This is a genomic window from Telmatospirillum sp. J64-1 (genome assembly GCF_006980715.1).
Taxonomy (GTDB): domain Bacteria; phylum Pseudomonadota; class Alphaproteobacteria; order Rhodospirillales; family Magnetospirillaceae; genus Oleiliquidispirillum; species Oleiliquidispirillum nitrogeniifigens.
In genome coordinates this window covers 259,790-278,193 of the sequence record NZ_SBHN01000001.1, presented here as the reverse complement: position 1 = coordinate 278,193, position 18,404 = coordinate 259,790, and the positions used below count along the sequence as shown (strand labels likewise).

Annotated in this window: 18 protein-coding genes; 5 read left to right on the top strand and 13 right to left on the bottom strand. The window is 65.6% G+C overall.

Annotated features, from left to right (window positions below; translation table 11 throughout):
• Window positions 1-2: 2 nt before the first annotated feature.
• Window positions 3-1,598: a nickel ABC transporter substrate-binding protein gene (gene nikA, locus EPD66_RS01270; protein WP_142846588.1), complete on the bottom strand. Its 1,596-nt coding sequence runs from the start codon at window positions 1,596-1,598 to the stop codon at window positions 3-5.
• A gap of 168 nt (window positions 1,599-1,766) precedes the next feature.
• Between nikA and nikR the strand changes: the two genes are divergently transcribed.
• Window positions 1,767-2,249, top strand: coding sequence for a nickel-responsive transcriptional regulator NikR (gene nikR, locus EPD66_RS01265; protein WP_142846586.1), 483 nt, complete (start codon window positions 1,767-1,769; stop codon window positions 2,247-2,249).
• A 15-nt stretch (window positions 2,250-2,264) separates the two neighbouring features.
• Here the strand turns inward: nikR and EPD66_RS01260 are convergent, their stop codons facing one another.
• Entirely contained in the window at window positions 2,265-3,032 is a 768-nt protein-coding gene (locus tag EPD66_RS01260) for an IclR family transcriptional regulator (protein WP_142846584.1), read from the bottom strand.
• Window positions 3,033-3,197: 165 nt separating this feature from the next.
• Here EPD66_RS01260 and pcaF point away from each other — a divergent pair, with 165 nt between their 5' ends.
• The 3 genes from pcaF to EPD66_RS01245 are packed head-to-tail and all read left to right on the top strand — an operon-like array spanning window position 3,198 to window position 5,756.
• Window positions 3,198-4,403, top strand: a complete 1,206-nt coding sequence (pcaF, locus tag EPD66_RS01255) for a 3-oxoadipyl-CoA thiolase (protein WP_142846582.1) — start codon at window positions 3,198-3,200, stop codon at window positions 4,401-4,403.
• A gap of 31 nt (window positions 4,404-4,434) precedes the next feature.
• On the top strand, window positions 4,435-5,118 hold the full coding sequence (locus EPD66_RS01250) for a 3-oxoacid CoA-transferase subunit A (protein WP_142846502.1): 684 nt from the start codon (window positions 4,435-4,437) through the stop codon (window positions 5,116-5,118).
• The gene (locus tag EPD66_RS01245; protein WP_142846500.1) at window positions 5,115-5,756 is read left to right on the top strand and encodes a 3-oxoacid CoA-transferase subunit B; all 642 of its coding nucleotides are present in this window, start codon (window positions 5,115-5,117) and stop codon (window positions 5,754-5,756) included. Before EPD66_RS01250 ends, EPD66_RS01245 begins: the two co-directional genes overlap by 4 nt.
• 222 nt (window positions 5,757-5,978) lie before the next feature.
• On the opposite strand, the gene phnX is transcribed toward EPD66_RS01245, so the two are convergent.
• The 10 genes from phnX to pcaD all read right to left on the bottom strand — a co-directional run bounded on the left by phnX (window position 5,979) and on the right by pcaD (window position 15,941).
• Window positions 5,979-6,806 carry a phosphonoacetaldehyde hydrolase gene (gene phnX, locus EPD66_RS01240; protein WP_142846498.1) on the bottom strand — a complete coding sequence of 276 codons (828 nt, stop codon included), beginning with the start codon at window positions 6,804-6,806 and terminating at the stop codon, window positions 5,979-5,981.
• Window positions 6,807-6,816: 10 nt separating this feature from the next.
• Window positions 6,817-7,956 (bottom strand): 2-aminoethylphosphonate--pyruvate transaminase, encoded by a 1,140-nt coding sequence (locus EPD66_RS01235; RefSeq protein WP_142846490.1) that lies wholly within the window; start codon window positions 7,954-7,956, stop codon window positions 6,817-6,819.
• A gap of 31 nt (window positions 7,957-7,987) precedes the next feature.
• Window positions 7,988-8,569, bottom strand: a complete 582-nt coding sequence (locus EPD66_RS01230; RefSeq protein WP_221930829.1) for an HD domain-containing protein — start codon at window positions 8,567-8,569, stop codon at window positions 7,988-7,990.
• A 23-nt stretch (window positions 8,570-8,592) separates the two neighbouring features.
• The gene (locus EPD66_RS01225) at window positions 8,593-10,287 is read right to left on the bottom strand and encodes a putative 2-aminoethylphosphonate ABC transporter permease subunit (RefSeq protein ID WP_142846488.1); all 1,695 of its coding nucleotides are present in this window, start codon (window positions 10,285-10,287) and stop codon (window positions 8,593-8,595) included.
• Window positions 10,284-11,408, bottom strand: coding sequence for a putative 2-aminoethylphosphonate ABC transporter ATP-binding protein (locus EPD66_RS01220; protein ID WP_142846483.1), 1,125 nt, complete (start codon window positions 11,406-11,408; stop codon window positions 10,284-10,286). The genes EPD66_RS01225 and EPD66_RS01220 overlap by 4 nt, the downstream gene beginning before the upstream one ends.
• Before the next feature lie 51 nt (window positions 11,409-11,459).
• A complete protein-coding gene (locus tag EPD66_RS01215; protein WP_142846481.1) occupies window positions 11,460-12,488 on the bottom strand; it encodes a putative 2-aminoethylphosphonate ABC transporter substrate-binding protein in 1,029 nt (342 codons plus the stop codon).
• Between the two features lie 155 nt (window positions 12,489-12,643).
• Complete coding sequence (locus EPD66_RS01210; protein ID WP_142846479.1) at window positions 12,644-13,342, bottom strand: UTRA domain-containing protein; 699 nt, start codon at window positions 13,340-13,342, stop codon at window positions 12,644-12,646.
• A gap of 50 nt (window positions 13,343-13,392) precedes the next feature.
• Window positions 13,393-14,739, bottom strand: coding sequence for a 3-carboxy-cis,cis-muconate cycloisomerase (gene pcaB, locus EPD66_RS01205; protein WP_142846477.1), 1,347 nt, complete (start codon window positions 14,737-14,739; stop codon window positions 13,393-13,395).
• A gap of 31 nt (window positions 14,740-14,770) precedes the next feature.
• Window positions 14,771-15,178 carry a 4-carboxymuconolactone decarboxylase gene (pcaC, locus tag EPD66_RS01200; protein ID WP_370511846.1) on the bottom strand — a complete coding sequence of 136 codons (408 nt, stop codon included), beginning with the start codon at window positions 15,176-15,178 and terminating at the stop codon, window positions 14,771-14,773.
• Window positions 15,171-15,941: a 3-oxoadipate enol-lactonase gene (pcaD, locus tag EPD66_RS01195; protein ID WP_221930828.1), complete on the bottom strand. Its 771-nt coding sequence runs from the start codon at window positions 15,939-15,941 to the stop codon at window positions 15,171-15,173. The genes pcaC and pcaD overlap by 8 nt, the downstream gene beginning before the upstream one ends.
• Window positions 15,942-16,069: 128 nt before the next feature.
• Here pcaD and pcaQ point away from each other — a divergent pair, with 128 nt between their 5' ends.
• Window positions 16,070-17,005, top strand: coding sequence for a pca operon transcription factor PcaQ (pcaQ, locus tag EPD66_RS01190; protein ID WP_142846473.1), 936 nt, complete (start codon window positions 16,070-16,072; stop codon window positions 17,003-17,005).
• A gap of 16 nt (window positions 17,006-17,021) precedes the next feature.
• Here the strand turns inward: pcaQ and EPD66_RS01185 are convergent, their stop codons facing one another.
• Entirely contained in the window at window positions 17,022-18,404 is a 1,383-nt protein-coding gene (locus EPD66_RS01185) for a sensor histidine kinase (RefSeq protein WP_142846471.1), read from the bottom strand.

Here is an 18,404-nt window from a genome sequence, read left to right as displayed (position 1 = left end):
CCTCAGCGCGCGGTCGCCGGACGCACGGTTTCCAGGGGAATCTCGTTCTTCGTGGCGCCGAAGGTGACGTTCTCGATGTTCGGGCGAGCGGCCGCAACGCTGGTCAAATAGGACAGCGGCAGGTAGACCGCCTGCTCGTGCAGGGTCGTCAGGATGTCGCGGTAGAGATCGCGCCGCGCCTCCTCGTCCACCGAAACCAGCACATCGCTGATCCAGGCATCCAGCTCCGCCTTCATGGGCAGGCCCTTCTGCGCCTGGTAATCGGCATGCGACGGCTGGCGCATCGAGGCGACGAAGGAATGGGGCTCGTAGGGGGCGCCCCAGGTGTTGTTGAAGATCATGCCGAAGCGGCCGTCCCGCTGACGCGACAGGAAGGCGCTTTTTTCCTCGCCGACCAGCACGGCATCGATGCCGACCGCCCGCAAATCGGCCTGGATCACCTCGGCGATCGCTTTTTCCTGCGCCTCGTTGCCAACGAAGCACAATTCCAGGCGCAGGGGCTGGCCGTTTCGGGTGCGGATGCCGCCGCCGGGGGGCTGCACCCAGCCCGCTTCATCCAGCAGGGCCGCCGCCTTGGCCGGGTCGTAGGCATAGGGTTCGAGCCCCTGATCGGCATAGGGCACATTGGGCGCGAACAGGGTGTGGGCCACCGGCTCCAGCCCGTAAAGGATGGCGTCGATGATGGCCTGCTTGTTGACGGCATGGTTGATGGCCCGGCGCACCGCCAGGTCGTCGGTCGGCGCGCGTCCGGAATTGACCGCCAGCACCCGCGTCGCCTGGGGCGCCGAAATGCCGGTCCAGATGGATTTGTTGGCCTGAAGACGGGCGAAGGTGTTGGCGCTGACCTGGTTCTCGCCGCCATAGATCAGGTCGATCGCGCCGGTCTCGAAGGCGATGGCGCGGGAATTGGCGTCGGGGATGACCTTGACCAGCAAGCGGTCGAAGGAAGGCTGGGTGCCCCAGTACATCTCGTTGCGGGCATAAAGATCATATTCGCCGAGGCGCGTCTCCACCTGCTTCCAGGGGCCGGTGCCGACCGCCACCTCGATGCCGTCGGCAGTATTGCCGTTGGCCGGAATGGCGGCGGGCGAGAGGAAACGCAAGGGCCGCACCAGGGCGAGATCGTAGAGCGTCGGGTAATAGGCGCCCTTCAAGGTGAGGCGGAAGGTGTACTCGTCCACCACCTCGGTCGCTTCGATCTGGGAGATCAGTTCCAGCCAGCGGTGACGATCGAAATTGGCCAGCACCGCGTCGAAATTGGCCTTCACCGCCGCGGCGTCGAAGGGCGTGCCGTCGCTGAACCGGACATCCTCGCGCAGGGTGAAGGTGTAGACGCGACCGTCGGGCGAAATCTCCCAGGCACTCGCCAGCCACGGCACGATGCTGCCGTCGGCGCGGTATTTCACCAGTGGTTCGTAGACGAAGGCCTGGGACACCATCTCGTGCGGCGAATAGAGATGCGGGTTGAGAACGCCGCTATTGCGCGGCCAGGAATAGGTCAAGGTGGACTCGGCCCCGGCCGCCACGGGTACCGCCGCGATGCCCCCCAGCATCATCCCGGCCGCCAGCGCCGCCGCAATTCCGTTCTTGAGCCGCATCGCACTCCCCTTTATGCAATGATTCGCGTCCGTTCCGCATAGCGGCCGCCCTTATGACTCTCCTATTACTGCTGCGTCGGTATGATGTCTATTGGAAAACATCATACCGACGCAGCGGCGACGGAGAATCGCGCAACGCAACCGCCGGATTATCGGGAGAGACACGGCATGCAACGGATCACAATCACGCTGGACGACGACCTGCTTGCGGAAATAGACCAATTGGCGGCCGAGCGGCAGTATAGCGGGCGCTCGGAAGCGATCCGTGACCTACTGCGCGGCGGCCTCAAGGAAGCCCAGGCCGCGACCGGGGAAGGTCCCTGTATTGCCGCTCTGGTCTATGTCTACGACCATGCCGCGCGCGAGCTATCGAAGCGCCTGACCCGCACCTTCCACAGCCACCACCACCTGTCCCTCTCCTCGCTGCATGTCCATCTGGACGAGTCCAGCTGCATGGAAGTCTCGGTTCTGCGCGGCGAGGCGTCGGAGATCCGCGACATGGCAACCCAGGTGATTTCGGAACGGGGCGTCCGTTACGGGCAGGTGGTCACCGTGCGCGCCGACGGGGCCGCGATCCATCATCATGGCCACCATCATGGACACAGCCATGACGAGGATGCCGATGGCGGCGGGGAAAAGGCGAAAACATAAAAGCGTCCGGAATCCTCAGCTCCCCAGGAGGGGACGGAGATTTTCCGCCGCGGCCTGAAGGGACGGCAGGAAAGTTTCCGTCATTTCCTCGCTCGTGATGCGGCCGGCATCGGCTCCGATATTCATGGCCGCCACGACCCGGCCCGAGGAATCGCGCACCGGCACGGCCAGCGCCCGCAGCCCCATCTCCAGTTCCTCGTCCACCAGGGCCCAGCCCTGCTGCCTGATCGCGGCCAGGATGTGCCGCAATTCCCGCGCATCCGTCACCGTTTTCTCGGTATGGCGTTCGAGCGTGACGCGCGAGAAATACTCGTCCAGCGCCGCCGGAGGTAATTCCGCCAGTAGCACGCGCCCCATCGCCGTGCTGTAGGCGGGCAGACGGGTACCGACATTCAGGCCCACCGACATGATCCGTTTGGTGGCGCTGCGGGCGATATAGATGATCTCGTCGCCGTGCAGGATCGAGGCCGAGCAGGATTGCCCGGTCGTCTCGCTGACCTGTTCCAGAAAGGGCTGGATCTTCTGGGGCAGCGGCGACGAGGTCAGATAGGCATAGCCCAGGGTAAGGATCTTGGGCGTCAGCCAGAATTGCCGCCCATCGGAATCGACGTAATCCAGCGCCTTCAAGGTCAGCAGGAAACGGCGGACCGTCGCCCGCGACAGACCCGTCGCCTTGGCCATGTCCGCCAGCGTCATGCGGGTGCGGCTTTCGCCGAAGGCACGGATGACGGAAAGACCGCGCGCCAGGGCGGTCACGAATTCCGGGCTGTCTTTTTCTTCCATCTTCTTCCCTCTCTCTCGCCGCAAAGTTCGCACAGCGAACACTAATTCGCAATACGAACATTCCATTGACAGCAGGAAAGCGGCCGCGCTACCGTCCGCATAACGGACATCTGTTCACAATACGAACAACGCCTTCTCCGACCGGGCAAGGCGAGAGAGGAAGCCATGACAGACGCGTTTATCTGTGACGCCATCCGCACCCCCATCGGCCGCTATGCCGGCTCCCTGTCCTCCATGCGCCCCGACGACCTGGCGGCCCTCACGCTGAAGGCGCTGATGCAGCGCAATCAGGGCGTGGCCTGGGAAGAGCTGGACGATGTGGTCATGGGCTGCGCCAACCAGGCCGGCGAGGACAACCGCAATGTCGCCCGCATGGCCGCCCTGCTGGCCGAGATGCCGATTGCCGTGCCGGGCTCCACCGTCAACCGCCTCTGCGGTTCGGGACTGGATGCCGTGGGCAGCGCCGCCCGCGCCATCCGCTCGGGCGATGCGCAACTGATGATCGCGGGCGGTGTCGAGAGCATGAGCCGCGCGCCCTTCGTCATGGGCAAGGCCGAGACGGCTTTCAGCCGCCAGGCGGAAATCCACGACACCACCATCGGCTGGCGTTTCGTGAACCCGAAGATGCGCAGCCTCTATGGCGTCGATTCCATGCCGGAAACCGCCGAGAACGTGGCCCGCGACTATGGGATTTCCCGCGAGGACCAGGATGCCTTCGCCCTGCGCAGCCAGCAGCGCGCCGCCCGCGCCCAGCAGGAAGGCCTGCTGGTGCCCGAGATCGTGCCGGTCTCCGTTCCCCAGCGCAAAGGCGATCCCCGCCTCGTCGAGCGCGACGAGCATCCCCGCCCCGACACCTCCCTGGAAAGCCTGGCGAAGCTGAAGGGCGTGGTCGCCCCGGACGGCACCGTCACGGCGGGCAATGCCTCGGGCGTCAATGACGGGGCCTGCGCCCTGCTTCTGGCCTCGGAACAGGCGGCCAAGCGCCATGCCCTGACCCCGAAGGCCCGCGTCCTGGGCATGGCCTCGGCCGGTGTGCCGCCGCGCGTGATGGGGGTCGGCCCGGCCCCGGCGGTGCGCCGCCTGCTCGACCGCCTGAGCCTTTCCCTCGACCAGATGGACCTGATCGAGCTGAACGAGGCCTTCGCCTCGCAGGCCCTGGCGGTTCTGCGCGACCTCGGCCTGCCCGACGATGCCGCGCATGTGAATCCCTATGGCGGGGCCATCGCCTTCGGCCATCCCCTCGGCATGTCGGGCGCCCGCCTTCTGACCACCGCGACCCACCAGTTGCAGCGCAGCGGCGGCCGCTACGCTCTCTGCACCATGTGCGTCGGCGTCGGCCAGGGCATCGCCGCCGTGATCGAACGCGTCTGACGGAACAAAGCGACCGCAGGAACAGACTTCCATGATTGACAAGATTTATTCAGATGCCTTGGCGTCCCTTCAGGACGTTCAGGACGGCGCGACCATCCTGATCGGGGGCTTCGGCGGCGCCGGGATGCCCCATACCCTGATCGACGCCCTGATCGCCCAGGGCGCCCGCGACCTGACCGTGGTCAGCAACAATGCCGGCAACGGCACCACCGGCCTAGCCGCCCTGCTGGCCGCCGGACGGGTGCGGAAGATCGTCTGCTCCTTCCCCCGCCAGGCGGATTCCTTCGTCTTCGACGAACTGTACCGCAGCAAGAAGATCGAGCTGGAACTGGTGCCCCAGGGCAATCTGGTGGAACGCATCCGGGCCGGGGGCGCGGGGATCGGGGCCTTCTTCACCCCGACCGGCTACGGCACCGCCCTGGCCGAAGGCAAGGAAACCCGCGAGATCGACGGGCGCAACTATGTGCTGGAATATCCCATCCGCGGCGATTTCGCCCTGATCAAGGCAGAACAGAGCGACCGCTGGGGCAACCTGACCTATCGCATGACCGCCCGGAATTTCGGTCCCATCATGGCCTCGGCCGCCAAGACCACCGTGGCGCAGGTCGCCGAGGTGCTGCCGCTGGGCGCGCTGAATCCGGAAAACGTCGTCACGCCGGGGATTTTCGTGGACCGCGTGGTCAAGATCGAGGGACAGGACGGAGCAGGCCGATGAGCTATACCAAGTGGACGCGCCAGCAGATGGCGCAGCGGATCGCCGACGACATTCCCGACGGCGCCGTGGTCAATATCGGCATCGGCATGCCCGAAATGGTCGCCAATTGCCTGCCGCCGGAAAAGGAAATCCTGCTGCATAGCGAGAACGGCATCCTGGGCATGGGCCCACGTCCCGAGCCGGGCCAGGAAGACGGCGACCTGATCAATGCCGGCAAGCAGCCGGTGACCTTGCTGCAAGGCGGCTGCTTCTTCGATCACAGCACCTCCTTCTCGATGATGCGCGGCGGCCATATCGACATCGCCATCCTGGGCGCCTTCCAGGTGGCGGAAAACGGCGACATCGCCAATTGGTCCACCGGCAAGCCCGATGCCATTCCCGCCGTCGGCGGCGCCATGGACCTGGCGGTGGGCGCCAAGCGCGTCTTCGTGATGATGGAGCATCTGACGAAGAACGGCCAATCCAAGATCGTCTCCCAGTGCAGCTACCCGCTGACGGGGCTGGGCTGCGTCACCCGCGTCTATACCGACCTGGCCGTCCTCGACGTCACGCCCCAGGGCTTCAGCGTGGTCGAGATGGTCGAGGGGCTGTCGCTGGAGGAACTGGAAAGGCTGTCGGGCGTCACGCTGCACGCGTAAAGCACATATTTGCCCTTGCCGGGCCCGCCTCACCCCTCGAGACGCCGCAAGGGCGTCTCGAGGGGTGACAGCCTGTTTTCATCGTCATTCCCGCGAATGCGGGAATCCATGTTGTCGCAACATTAATATTGAGCGCTTCGCACCGCAACAAGTCCCACATGGACCCCCGCTTTCGCGGGGGTGACGAGGCGGTACAGACAGAGACGCCTTTTCCACCGCCTGCTAAGGACGTTCGCCCCGTGCCAGGCGGGCGTTGAGCGACGTCAGCAATTCCGGCAGGTCGGCGATGGAATCCACCACCGCATGGGCCCCGGCTGCCAGCAAGGCCTGATGAGCGCGCTCGCGCAGCCTTCCCTGCTCCGCCTCGGGCAAGCTGCGCCAGGTCTCCAGGTCCAGCCCCACGGCGTTGCCCGTAACGGCGACGCCGATGCTCCACATGCCTGCGTTCAGCCCTTCCTCGATACCCACGGCAGTATCGTCCACCTTGACGCAGGCCTGCACGCAGGGGGCATCTAGCTCGATGGCTCCCTTCAAGGCCATCTGCGGCGCGGGGCGTCCCGCAAGCACATCGGTGGCGCAGACCACGGATTCGGGAAGGAAGCCCTGCTCGGCCAGGGCAGCCAGCAAGCCGCCGATCATCTCGCGCCCATAGCCGGTATTGACGCCCACGCGGATATCCGCTGACCGGCAATGTTCCAGCAATTCACGCAGGCCGGGAATGGCGCGGGCCCGTTCGGCAATGGCCGAGATCTGCACCGGCACGAAATCACCATAGAGACGATCGACGTCCCCGTCTCCAGCCGTACTTCCATGCGCCACCCGCCAAGCCTCGGCGATGCGGGGCATGGCCAGCAGGGCGCGGATATGCTCGCGCTTTTCGCTGCCCATGGGGGTGCGAGCCTCTTCCACACTGATCGGCACGCCCTGATCGGCGAACAGGCGGCGGAAGGCGTGGATCGGCGCGGTCGAGCCGAAATCGACGCAGGTCCCGGCCATGTCCATGATCAGGGCACGGATGGGGCCGCGATAAGTGCGCTGGTAGTGATACATGACAGCCTCCTCAGGCAGCGGAATGGGGAATGGCGGCGGGTCGGACGCCGAGATTCCGGCAGGTGTCGCCGATGGCGGCCAGCACGGCATCGATCTGGGCGTCATGAAGCTGGCCGATGCATCCCACACGGAAGCTTTCGACCTCGGTCAATTTGCCGGGATAGAGCAGGAAGCCGCGCCGCTTCACTTCTTCGTAGAAGGCGGAAAAGTTCAGCCCCTCCGGGGACAGGAAGGTCACGATGATCGGCGAGAGCCAAGCATCGTCGAGCAGGGTGCGGAAGCCCATCCCGCGCATTCCCGCTACCAGGCGGTCGCGGTTGCGGGTATAGCGCGCCAGGCGGCCGGGAACGCCGCCTTCGGCCTCGTGCTCCTGCAGGGCCTGCAGGAAGGCCGCCACCACATGGGTCGGCGGCGTATAGCGCCACTGGCCGGTATGCTGCATGTAGCGCCACTGGTCATGAAGATCGAGCGAGAGGGAATGGCAGCGTCCTGCGGCGGCGGCCAGGGCCTCGCGCTCCACCAGGGCGAAGCCGAAGCCGGGAACGCCCTCGAAGCATTTATTGGCCGAGGAGATGAGCGCCAGGAAAGGAATGCGGCGACCGTCCACGGGCACGGCACCGAAGCTGCTCATGGCGTCGATGATCAAGCGACGGCCATGCCGGGCCACCACCTCCGCGATGCCTTCCAGCGGGTTGAGGATGCCTGAACTCGTCTCGCAATGGATGACGGCCACATAGGCGATGGCGGGATCGCGCGCCAGGATCGCCGCCACTTCCTCGGGCATCGGCGGTTCGTAATCCCCCTTGTCGAGCAGCTCGAAAGGCCGCCCCATGCGGGCCAGCAGGCTGGCGAGGCGCTTGCCATAGGCGCCATTGGCCAGCACCAGGGTCTTGCGCGACGGCTCGATCAAGGTCCCCAGGGCCGCCTCGACGGCAAAGGTTCCGCTGCCCTGGACCGGCACGCAGACATGGCTTTCCGTCACATTGGCATGGGCCAGCAGGCGCGCGCAGATCTCGGCGGTCATGCGGTTGAAGTCGCTGTCCCAAGACCCCCAATCCCGCAGCATCGCTTCCTTCACGGTGGCGCTGGTGGTCAGCGGGCCGGGCGTCAGCAGGTAGGGAGAGGGGGAAGGCTGGATCGTTTTCTTCATTGGTCTATACCAGTCGAACGAGGCAAAAAAATTACCGCGCCTGCAGGGCGGCAATCAGTTCGGGACGGAAGTCGGCGAAAGCCAAACCGCTAAGGTCGGTATCCTTGCCGGTATCATCCCACAGGCGCAGGTGGATGGCAGCCTCGAAATGCGGCAGGGCCTCGAAGGCGCGGCATTCTTCCGGGGTCATGACGCCGCCCTGATACGTCAGGGAATGGCGGGAGGCCGCCGACAGGGTCTCGAAATAGCCCTCGCGGGTGGCGCAGAGATAGCGCTTGGCCTCGGCATGCTGGCGCACGGGCTCGCAGACCCGGGCGGAGAAGTAGACGCCCAGCAGGTCGGCGCCATCCGCGTCATGGCGGTTCGCCGCGCGCCAATCATCAGGCCCCGCCAGATGGCCGATGTCGTGCAGCAAGGCGGCCGCGACCAATTCGCTGCCGGCCCCCGCCCGCCGCGCCAGGGCGGCGCATTGCACGGCATGTTCCTTCTGCGTCACCGATTCGCCATACAGGACATCGCCCCGGGCCGCATAGAGGGACTCCAGCGCTTGCACCACCGCCATGACGCCTGCCTCGGGTGACGGCAAGCCCAAATCCTGGGGGAATAAGGCCATTATGGGTCTCCTTGAAGTTGGCGCTAACCGGCGTTGCGCCAGCGTTGTGCCTTGGTCAGCAGCGCGTAGGTCAGCGCCGCATGCAGCAGCTTGACCACCAGCGAAGTGAAGAAAATCAGCACGGCCATGGCGGCGGCACTGGCGAAATAGCCCGCCTCGTCCAGATGCATGATCGCGACCGAGGCGAGCCTCGTATCCGTGCTGTAGAGGAAAACAACGCCCGAGACGGTCGTCATGGCATTGACGAACAAATAGACCGAGATATCCAGCACCGCCGGAAGCGACACGGGCAGCGTCACCCGCCGGAAGGTGGTCCAGAACGGCACCTTGAGCGAGGCCCCGACCGATTCGAATTCGGGGTCCAGCTGCTTGAGGGCGGTGATCGAGGTGAGGTGGCAGACGGTGTAATAGTGAACCAGCGTGTTGAGCACCAGGATCGCCAGGGTACCGTAGAGCCAGTTCAAAGGATTGCCGGGCTGGTTGAAGTAGAAGATATAAGCCAGCCCCAGCACCATGCCCGGCACCGCCATGGGCAGCATCGCCATGAAATGCAGGCCCTGGCGCAAGGGACGATATCCCCCGCTCTTCTCGATCAGCCAAGCATTGACGAAAACGACCAAGGTGCCGACCAGCGCAACCGCCGCCGCCATCCGCAGCGAGTTGGTCCAGGCCTCCCAACCGCTGCCGGCCAGGCCCTGGAAGGCGTAATGGGTCAAGGTCAGGGACAGGTTGTAGGGCCAGAACCGCACCAGCGAGGCATAGATCGCGGTGCCGATCACCACCAGGATGATGCCCCCCACGCCATAGCACAGGATGGTGAAGGTCCAGTCGCGCACCGGATTCGGGGCCGGCTGCCAGGGCACCGCCCGGGCGGAAAGCTGGGCGACCTGCCGACGCTGGACCAGCCGGTCGACGATAAAGGAAATCACCGCCGGGATGAGCAGGATCACGCTCACCACCGCGCCCATCTGGAAGTTCTGCTGCCCGACCACCTGGCGGTAGACATCGGTTGCCAGCACGTTGTACTGCCCGCCGATGATCTTGGGCACGCCGAAATCGGTGATGGCCAGGGTGAAGACCACGAAGGCACAGGAGATCAAACCGTAGCGGGCGGCGGGAAGCGTGATGGTGAAGAAGCTGCGCCATTTCGGCGTACCCAGCGCCTCGGCCGCTTCGTAGAGCCGGGCATCGCTGTTGGACAGCGCCGTGGTCAGGATCATCAAGGCATGGGGAAAGATCCAGAAGCTCATGCCCATGACGATGCCGATGGGACCGTAGATGCTCTGCCCCATGAGCCAGTCCCGGAACCATCCCTGATTGCCGAAGAGATAGACCATGCTGATCGCGGGCAGCAGCGAGGGCGCGAGGATGGGCAGGATGGCAAGCATACGGAAGAAACGCTTGCCCGGCATGCGGGTTCGGGTGATGCCATAGGCGCAGAGGAAGGCGAGGCCCACCACGATCACCGTGGTGATGAGTGCCACTGTCAGCGAATTGGCAATCGATCCGGCGAGCGCGGGGGTCTGGAAATAGCGGGCGAAATTGGCGAGCCCGACGAAATCGCCGGAACGATCCTGCAGGCTCTTGAGGAGCATCGTCGCCAAAGGCAACAACAGCCCCAGGGCCAGGAAGGCGACGCCCAGCAGCAGCGCCACGAGACGGAGCACGCCCTCGGCCGAGACGGAGGGGACAAGCAGGGACTGGTGTATTGCCCTCATACCCCGGCCTCCGCCGCGGGATAGAGGCGGACGGATTCATTTGGCAGGCGGATGCCGAGGCGCTGTCCGGGCTTCACATCCAGCGAGACGACCTCACGATCCGCGATGTCGGCGACCACGAATTGCTCGCATTCCTCCAGGCGCAGGGTGACGCGCAGGAAGGCCCCTAGGAATTCCACATCTTCGACCTGGGCGGCCAGCCCCTCCGCCTCGGTGCAAAGCCGCACCGCTTCCGGCCGGATCGCCAAACGGGCGGCGACGCCGGGGGTCAGATCGTGCGGCACCCCTTCCAGGCGCCGGTGCCCCAGGCGCAGGCCTTCCCTGCCCTCGGACGTGACGTCGAAAAAGTTCATGTTGCCGATGAAGGCGGCGACGAAAGCGCTGGCGGGTTCGCGATAGATCTCGGCGGGGGTGCCGACCTGTGCGATCACACCGTGATTCATCACCACGATGCGGTCGGCCATCGCCAATGCTTCCTCCTGGTCGTGGGTCACCATGATGGTGGTCACCCCCAGGCGGTGCTGCAGCCCCTTGATCTGCCCGCGCAAATGCACGCGCACCTGGGCGTCCAGGGCCGAAAGCGGTTCATCGAGCAGGAGCAGCGCCGGTTCCGTGGCGAGCGCCCGCGCCAGGGCGACGCGCTGCTGCTGGCCGCCGGAAAGGGCGGCGGGATATTTGTCCTCGCTTCCCCTCAGATTGACCAGTTCCAGCAATTCGGCCACCCGCTGGCGTATCCGCTGGCGGTCGGCGCGCTGGTTGCGCAGGCCGTAGGCGATGTTGTCGAAGACGGTCAGGTTGGGGAAAAGGGCATAGGACTGGAAGACGATGCCGAAATCGCGGGCCTGGGGCGGCAAGCGCGAAATGTCCCGGCCGCGCTGGACGATGCGGCCCTCGCTCTGCGGCGCCAGTCCGGCAATGGCCCGCAGCAGCGTGGTCTTGCCGCAGCCGGACGGGCCGAGGAAACACACGAACTCGCCTTCATGGACCTCCAGGGCGATATCGCGCAGGGCGGTGAAATCCCCGAAACGCTTGGTCAGGCCCGAGATCTGGAGGTGGGGCTGGGCCGAGGGCGGTGCGACCGAGCGGCTTTTGGCCGCGAGAGTGGCAGATGAATGGAGCATGATGCCTCCTCTGGCCCCGGCACCCGCAGGTACCGGGGCACGTCACCGGGATTACTCGGTCTTGCCGTCGTAACGCTTCTGCCACTCCTCGAGGACGCGCTCGCGGTTGAGGGCGGCCCACTGGAAGTCGGCATCGATCATGCGCTCGACGATGTCGGTCGGATAATTCTCGATCGGCTTGGCCACGCCGGGATAGGCGACGACCGCATAGCCCTCGTTATAAAGCTCGTTGGCCTCGCGGGTGACCGCCCAGTCCATCAGGGTGCGGGCGGCCTCGGCCTTGCCCGTGCCGGTGACGATGGCCGCGGCCTCCATGTCCCAGCCAAGGCCTTCCTCGGGGAAGACGATCTCGATAGGCGCCCCCTGGGACTTCAGGCGGGCGGCGCGGAACGCGAAGGACACCCCGACGACCGTTTCGCCGGAAGCGGCCAGGTTGCAGGGGGCCGATCCGGAATGGGTGTAGCGGGAAATGTTGGCGTGCAGGCGGTCCATGTAGTCCCAGGCCTTCTCCTCGCCCCACAGACGCACCCAGCCGGCAACGTCGAGATAGCCGGTGCCCGAGGAGCTGGGATTGGGCATGATCACATGGCCACGATATTCCGGCTTGGTAAGGTCTTCCCAGGAAGTCGGCTGCGGCACGCCCTGGCGGGCGCCTTCCACCGTGTTGTAGCAGATGGCCGCCACCCAGGCGTCCATGCCCACCCAGGATGGGTCCTTCCCGTCGCGGCTATAGGCGGGGTCGACGAATTTAGTATCCAGTTTTTCGACACCGGCCGGGGCATAGCGCTCCAGCAGGCCTTCCTCTTCCAGGATGAGCAGGCTGGTCGCCGCCAGGCCCCAGATCACGTCGGCCTGGGGATTGTCCTTCTCGGCCAGCAGGCGGGCCGTGATGACGCCGGTGGAATCACGCACCCAACGGATTTCGATCTCCGGATGCGCCTCGTTGAAACGCTGGGCGTATTTCTGCAGGTCATCGGATTCGACGGCGGTATAGACGGTCAACTGGGTGGCGCTCGCAGCCGTGCCAAGGAACGGCAGGCCGATGGCAGCCGCCATCAGGCAAGAGGTCAAACGGGTCATGGCTCTCTCCGAAGGGTGGTGATGTCGGTCGATGCAACGCAAAACCATCCTTGGTATAGACCAGATTGCCAGCTATTCGGATGACAGCTCCGTGAAAATTGCCCGAAGCCTGTTTTTACCCTTTCGGAAGATGAAGACCGCCCAAGGCGGAAGGATCAGATGTCCACGGTCACGCAGATGGCGTCGTGAAGCCAGTGTTCCTCGTCATATTCGACGGGCCGACGTTCGCCGTCGAAGATGGCGCGGTTGATGCCCAGCCCGGCAGTCCCCGGCGTCACCCCCAGGTCCTTCGCATCCTGGCGGGACAATGCTTCTGACATCATGCGGATGGAACGGTGGGCGAGCTCGATCTGCCAATGCTTGCGCAGCAATCCCCACAGGGAATGGTCGAAGCGATGCTCCAGCAGCCCCGGGGCGCGTTCCGGCACCACCCACAGGGATTCTGCCAGCACGGCGCGGTCATCCACGAAGCGGCGGCGGCGGATGTGGTAGAAGGCATGGCTCGCCGGCAAGCCGAGGGCCTGGGCGGCGGGCGGATGCGGCCGGGTCTCGACGGCCAGCACCTCGGTGCGCGGCACCCGCTCCTGGGCGCGCACATAATCGTTGAAGCCCGCATCCCGGGTGGGATCGTAGAGAAGCCGTTCGGGCGACACGAACCAGCCGCGCCGGTTGCTGCGATGGATGCGTCCTTCCCCTTCCAGCTGCGCAAGCGCTTGGCGCAAGGTCATCCGGGTCGTACGGAAACGTTCCGCCAGCAAGCGCTCGGGCGGCAGACGCCCATCCGTCAGCCGCTCGGGGTCACGGATCAATTCGCGCAGATGTTCGGTAAGCTGCAGGTAATAGGCGTCAGACATTCACAGGGCTTCTCGGCTGGTGGGGCCGCTATCTTGCCGCCCTGCCTTCCTTAAGTCGAGCCGGGACGCAGGCGCGGTCGAAGCGCCGCCAGGAAGCGGTCGATCAAGGGCTCGGAAGCACCGAGGTGAAGGGACGGATCGTCCAGCTTCCGCCAATCCACGGGCGCATCGGTCAGGCGCGGCAGGACCTCGCTCAGCCTGCCCTCGCCCGCCACCACCTTGCGGCAGGCTTCCTTGACCAGTTTCTGGGCCTCGGGGCGCGGCATGTGCTGGGCTAGGGCGAAGCTTGCCGCCTCGGCCAGGAGCAGGCCTTGCGAGGCGGCGATATTCGCCCGCATCCGCTCCGCCTCGACCGACAGGCCCTCGAACAGCGTCTGTCCATGCCGCAGGGAGGCCGCCGCCGCGACGGCCATGGATGGGAGCACCATCCATTCCAGCTGCCAGCCTGGACCCCCGCGTTCATGTTCCTGAAGCGCTGCCTGATGGATCGCCCCGATCTGCGTGGCGTTGTGACGCGCCAGGGCGATCAGGGCCTCGGGGCCTACCGGATTGGTCTTGTTGGGCATGGTCGAGGACCCGCCCGCCGCCGCAAGCCGGACCTCTCCGACCTCGGACTGGCTCAGCAGCACCATGTCGGTGCCGATCTTGCCCAGGCTGCCGGTCACCAGGGCCAGCCATCCCGCCAGCTCCATGATGCCGTCGCGCTGGACGTGCCAGGGCAGGAGAGCGGTTGCCAAGCCCAGTTCCTCGGCCAGGGCCGCCTCGACGGCCAGGGCATCCCCGCCCAGGGCCGCCAGATTGCCGCTGGCCCCACCGAAGGAAAGGGTGAAGACGCGCCCGCGCAATTCCCCCAGACGGTCGCGATGCCGCAGCAGCGGCGCCAGCCATCCCGCCAGCTTAAGACCGAAACTGGTGGGCGTGGCCTGCTGCATGCGGGTCCGCGCCGCCAGCGGCGTGGCGCGATGCTCCGCGACCAGTCCGGCCAGGCGCTGGGCCAGGTCTTCCAGCCGCCCGTCAATGATTGCCACGCTGTCCCGCAGGTTCAGGACCAGGGCGGTATCGACGATGTCCTGGCTGGTCGCACCCCAATGGACGTATCGCGCCGCCTCGCCGCCCACGGCCTGACGCAGCCGTTCCACCAGCGCCGGTACCGGCACGCCGTCGCGGGCAGTGCCGACGGCCAAGTCCCGGGGGTCGAGCGTCAAGGTCTCGGCCACGGCGGCGATCTTCTCCGCCGCCTCAGCGGGGATGACGCCGCAAAGTCCCTCGGCCCGGGCCAACGCCGCCTCGACCCGCAGCATCGCCTGGATCTGCGCATCCTCGTCCAGCAGCGGCGCCACATCCGGATCGGAAAACAGCAGCCCGTACATTCCGGGGCCAAAGGCGTTCAACGACATCAACGATCCTCCGCTCGATAGGCAGGCTGCCTTATTCCTTTTCCTTCGCGGCGTCCATTTCCGCATAGGCCTTCTTCGCGACGCCGAAGGCATTGTTCGCCGCCGGAACGCCGGCATAGACGGCGACATGCAGCAAGGCTTCCTTCACGTCTTCCGGGGTGGCGCCGGTATTCAGGGTGGCGCGGATATGCATGGCAACTTCGTCATGGTGCCCCAGCGCCGCCAGCAGGGCGATGGTGATGAGGCTGCGCTCGCGCTTGGTCAGGCCGGGGCGGCTCCAGACCGAGCCCCAGGCACCTTCGGTGATGAAGTTCTGGAAATCCACGTCGAAGGGCGTCTTGCGCGCCTCGGCCCGGTCCACATGGGCATCGCCCAGAACGGAGCGGCGGGTCGCCATGCCGAGCGCGCGGCGCTCCTTGATGGTCATTTCTTCAGACAAGATCATTCTCCTCCAGGAAACGGGTCACGGCCGAAACGAAAGCGGCGGGATTCTCCACGCAGGGCAGATGTCCGGCTTCGGGGATCAGCATGAAGCCCGCCCCAGGAATCAAATCGGCCATGCTGCGCACCAGCTCCGGCGGCGTGGCGCCGTCCTCGGTACCGCACAGACACAGCGTCGGAACGCGGATGGCGCCGACGCGGTCGGTCAGGTCGGCATCGCGGATGGAACAACAGGTGCCGAGATAGCCTTCGAGCGGGGTGCGGGTCAGCATGTTGCGCCACAGGCCCAGCTCCACCGCCTTCGTCTCGCGGAAGGAGGCGGAGAACCAGCGTTCCAGGATCGGTTCGGCCAGCGCCGCGATCCCGCCCTTGCGGATCAGGCCGATCCGCTGTTCCCACATCTCGGGCGTGCCGATCTTATGGGCGGTGTCGCACAGCACCAGGGCCGCCACCAGATCGGGCCGTTCGATCGCCAGCCCCTGGGCGATCATGCCGCCGACGGACAGGCCGACGACAATGGAATCCTTCGCCCCGGCGGCTTCCATCACCGCCGCGATGTCGAGGACATGGTCCTGCAGGCTGTAGGGCGCCGGCGGCGCGTCGGACAGGCCGTGGCCGCGCTCGTCATAGCGGATGACGCGGAACGTATCGGTGAAGGCCGGCAGCACCGCTTCCCAGACTTGCATGTCCGTCCCCAGGGAATTGGCGAAAACCATGGCCCTGCCGCCGGGATTGCCGTCCTCGCGGTAACGGATCGTCACCGCACCGTTCCTTGCCGCTTTCATTCCTGTTCCACCTTCCAGAAATTTTCGCCAGTTTATCCCTCTCCATTTCGTTATGAGAAATGACATTCTTTGCCCGAAACATTCCCATCTGTTATGGATGAGGGATGCTCAGCCGTCTCAAGCACCGCCATATCCAATGCTTCCTCGAAGTCGCCCGGCAACGCAGCATCAGCAAGGCCGCGGCGGCCCTGTCGCTGACGCAGCCCGCCGTGTCCAAGACGCTGAAGGAGTTGGAAGAGATCCTCGACGTCCCGCTGATGGAACGCGGCAAGCGGGGGATCGTCTTGACGGAAATGGGCCGGGTCTTCCTGCGCCATGCCGGAGCCAGCGTCTCGGCCCTGCAGCAGGGCCTGGACAGCATCGCCCATGTGCGCATGGGCGCACGCCCCTCCATCCGCGTCGGCGTTCTGCCCACCGTCGCCTCGCTGCTGGCTCCGGAAGCGGTGCAGCGCTACAAGCGTCTCGTCCCCGGCGCCATCGTCAGCCTGGTCAGCGGACCCAATGCCTATCTGCTCGACCGCCTGCGCCTCGGCGCGCTGGATGTGGTGATCGGGCGGCTAGGCCCGCCGGACGAGATGCGGGGCTTTTCCTTCATCCATCTCTATTCGGAACGCGTCGCCTTCATCGTGCGGCGGGGCCATCCCCTTCTCCGGCAAGAGACTCCGTTCCATCTTTCCGCCATCGCCGGCTTCACGGTCCTGATCCCGGACAAGGAGGCGGTGATCCGCCCCGTGGTCGAGAATATCCTGGTGGCCCACGGCATCGGCGACCTGCCCGACCGCATCGAAACCGTCTCGACCTCCTTCGGCCGCAGTTTCACGCGCTCGACCGATGCCGTCTGGATCATCTCGCGCAGCGTCGCCGAACCCGACCTGTCGGAAGGTGCGCTTGCCGAATTGCCGGTGGATACGCGCGATACCAGCGGCCCCGTCGGCCTCACCACCAGCGCCGCGACCGAAACGACCGGCAGCATCCGGCTGTTCATGGAAACGGTGCAGCAGGCTGCGGCGGAGATGCTGACGAAACAGCTTCATCCCTGACCGGGGATTTCCGGGATCAGGCCGATTGCAGCGGAAAAACTACCCGGAAGCGGGTTCCGGGATAATCCGGGCGGGAATGGAGTTCGATGCTGCCGTGATGGCTTTCGATGATGCGCTTGGCGATCGCCAGCCCCAGGCCGCAGCCCAGCGCGGCCGCATCGTTGGCCCGGAAGAAGCGGCGGAAGACGGCCTCGCGCTGATGCGGCGGAATGCCCGGCCCGTTGTCCTCGACATCGAGGCGGATACTCCCCTCCGCCGTCCGTGACAGGCCCACGTCGATCCGCCCGCCCTCGCCGACATATTTGCAGGCATTGTCGACCAGATTCACCACGGCCTCGCGCAGCAAGGTGCTGCTGCCGCCCAGCATGAGGGGCGTATTGGGCATCGAGAAGCCGAGATCGATCCCCCGTTCCAGGGCGGCGGGAACGTGATCGGCCACCACCGACTGGACCAACACGCCGAGATCGACCTGCCCGGCATGAGTCAAATCGGGCGGGCTGCTGTCGGCGCGGCTGAAGGCGAGGATCTGATCCGCCAGGCGGGTGGTGTGACGGGTATCCTCCAGTATCTTCGCCAGGGCCTTGCGTGTCGCCTCGTCGGGAGCCAAGCGCAGGGTCAACTGGGTCCGCAATTGCAGCGCCGCCAGCGGCGAGCGGAGCTGGTGCGAGGCATTGGCCAGGAATTCCTTTTCCGCCGCGATGCTCTCGTCCAGGCGCTGCAGAAGCTTGTTCACCCCCACGCCGATATTCTGCAATTCGCGCGGCAGCGGATGGTGGATGGGGCGCAGATCGGTGATCGAGCGCTGCGTCATCGCCGCCTCGAAATTCTGCAAGGGCCGGAGGCCCCGCTGCACCGCGATCCAGGCCAGCAGGGCCACGACCGCCACCACGCCGAACAGGCGCAGGATGGAACGCAGCACGGCGTCCCGGATGATCTGACGCTGGCTTTCCTTGGTCATGCCGACATGGATGGTGATCCAGCCTTCCACCAGCGAATCGCCATGGAAGAAGCGGAGCGACAGGGCCCGGATCTCCTGCCCCTGGTAGACCGCGTCCATCAGCAGCGGCGTGCCGGGCTCCAGTTGGTCGTCCGGCACCGTATGGGGAAAGTCCTCGTATCCGGTGACATAGGACCGGTCGGGACCGACGATCTTATAATAGATGCGCTCGCTGGTGGTGTTGCGCAGCAGGGTGATGACCTCTTCCTCGACGACATCGCCATAGGTCAGGTCCACGGCCTCGGAAATACTGATCGAGGCGGAGACGAGAAGCTGGTCGTAAAGCAGTTCCGTGGTCGCGCGCGAACTGACATAGGCTTCCCCAACCAGGGCCGCGCTCAGCAGGGTGAGCGGCGCCAACAGCCAGAACAGCAGGTTGCGGGTCAGCGAACGCGGCGTCAC

Coding starts and splice junctions, on each gene's coding strand:
- EPD66_RS01230 (WP_221930829.1), bottom strand. CDS start 8,569: ATGGCCTTATTCCCCCAGGATTTGGGCTTGCCGTCACCCGAGGCAGGC.
- EPD66_RS01215 (WP_142846481.1), bottom strand. CDS start 12,488: ATGACCCGTTTGACCTCTTGCCTGATGGCGGCTGCCATCGGCCTGCCG.
- EPD66_RS01210 (WP_142846479.1), bottom strand. CDS start 13,342: ATGTCTGACGCCTATTACCTGCAGCTTACCGAACATCTGCGCGAATTG.
- pcaF (WP_142846582.1), top strand. CDS start 3,198: ATGACAGACGCGTTTATCTGTGACGCCATCCGCACCCCCATCGGCCGC.
- EPD66_RS01250 (WP_142846502.1), top strand. CDS start 4,435: ATGATTGACAAGATTTATTCAGATGCCTTGGCGTCCCTTCAGGACGTT.
- EPD66_RS01225 (WP_142846488.1), bottom strand. CDS start 10,287: ATGAGGGCAATACACCAGTCCCTGCTTGTCCCCTCCGTCTCGGCCGAG.
- EPD66_RS01245 (WP_142846500.1), top strand. CDS start 5,115: ATGAGCTATACCAAGTGGACGCGCCAGCAGATGGCGCAGCGGATCGCC.
- pcaB (WP_142846477.1), bottom strand. CDS start 14,739: ATGTCGTTGAACGCCTTTGGCCCCGGAATGTACGGGCTGCTGTTTTCC.
- EPD66_RS01220 (WP_142846483.1), bottom strand. CDS start 11,408: ATGCTCCATTCATCTGCCACTCTCGCGGCCAAAAGCCGCTCGGTCGCA.
- EPD66_RS01260 (WP_142846584.1), bottom strand. CDS start 3,032: ATGGAAGAAAAAGACAGCCCGGAATTCGTGACCGCCCTGGCGCGCGGT.
- EPD66_RS01235 (WP_142846490.1), bottom strand. CDS start 7,956: ATGAAGAAAACGATCCAGCCTTCCCCCTCTCCCTACCTGCTGACGCCC.
- phnX (WP_142846498.1), bottom strand. CDS start 6,806: ATGTATCACTACCAGCGCACTTATCGCGGCCCCATCCGTGCCCTGATC.
- pcaQ (WP_142846473.1), top strand. CDS start 16,070: ATGCTCAGCCGTCTCAAGCACCGCCATATCCAATGCTTCCTCGAAGTC.
- nikA (WP_142846588.1), bottom strand. CDS start 1,598: ATGCGGCTCAAGAACGGAATTGCGGCGGCGCTGGCGGCCGGGATGATG.
- nikR (WP_142846586.1), top strand. CDS start 1,767: ATGCAACGGATCACAATCACGCTGGACGACGACCTGCTTGCGGAAATA.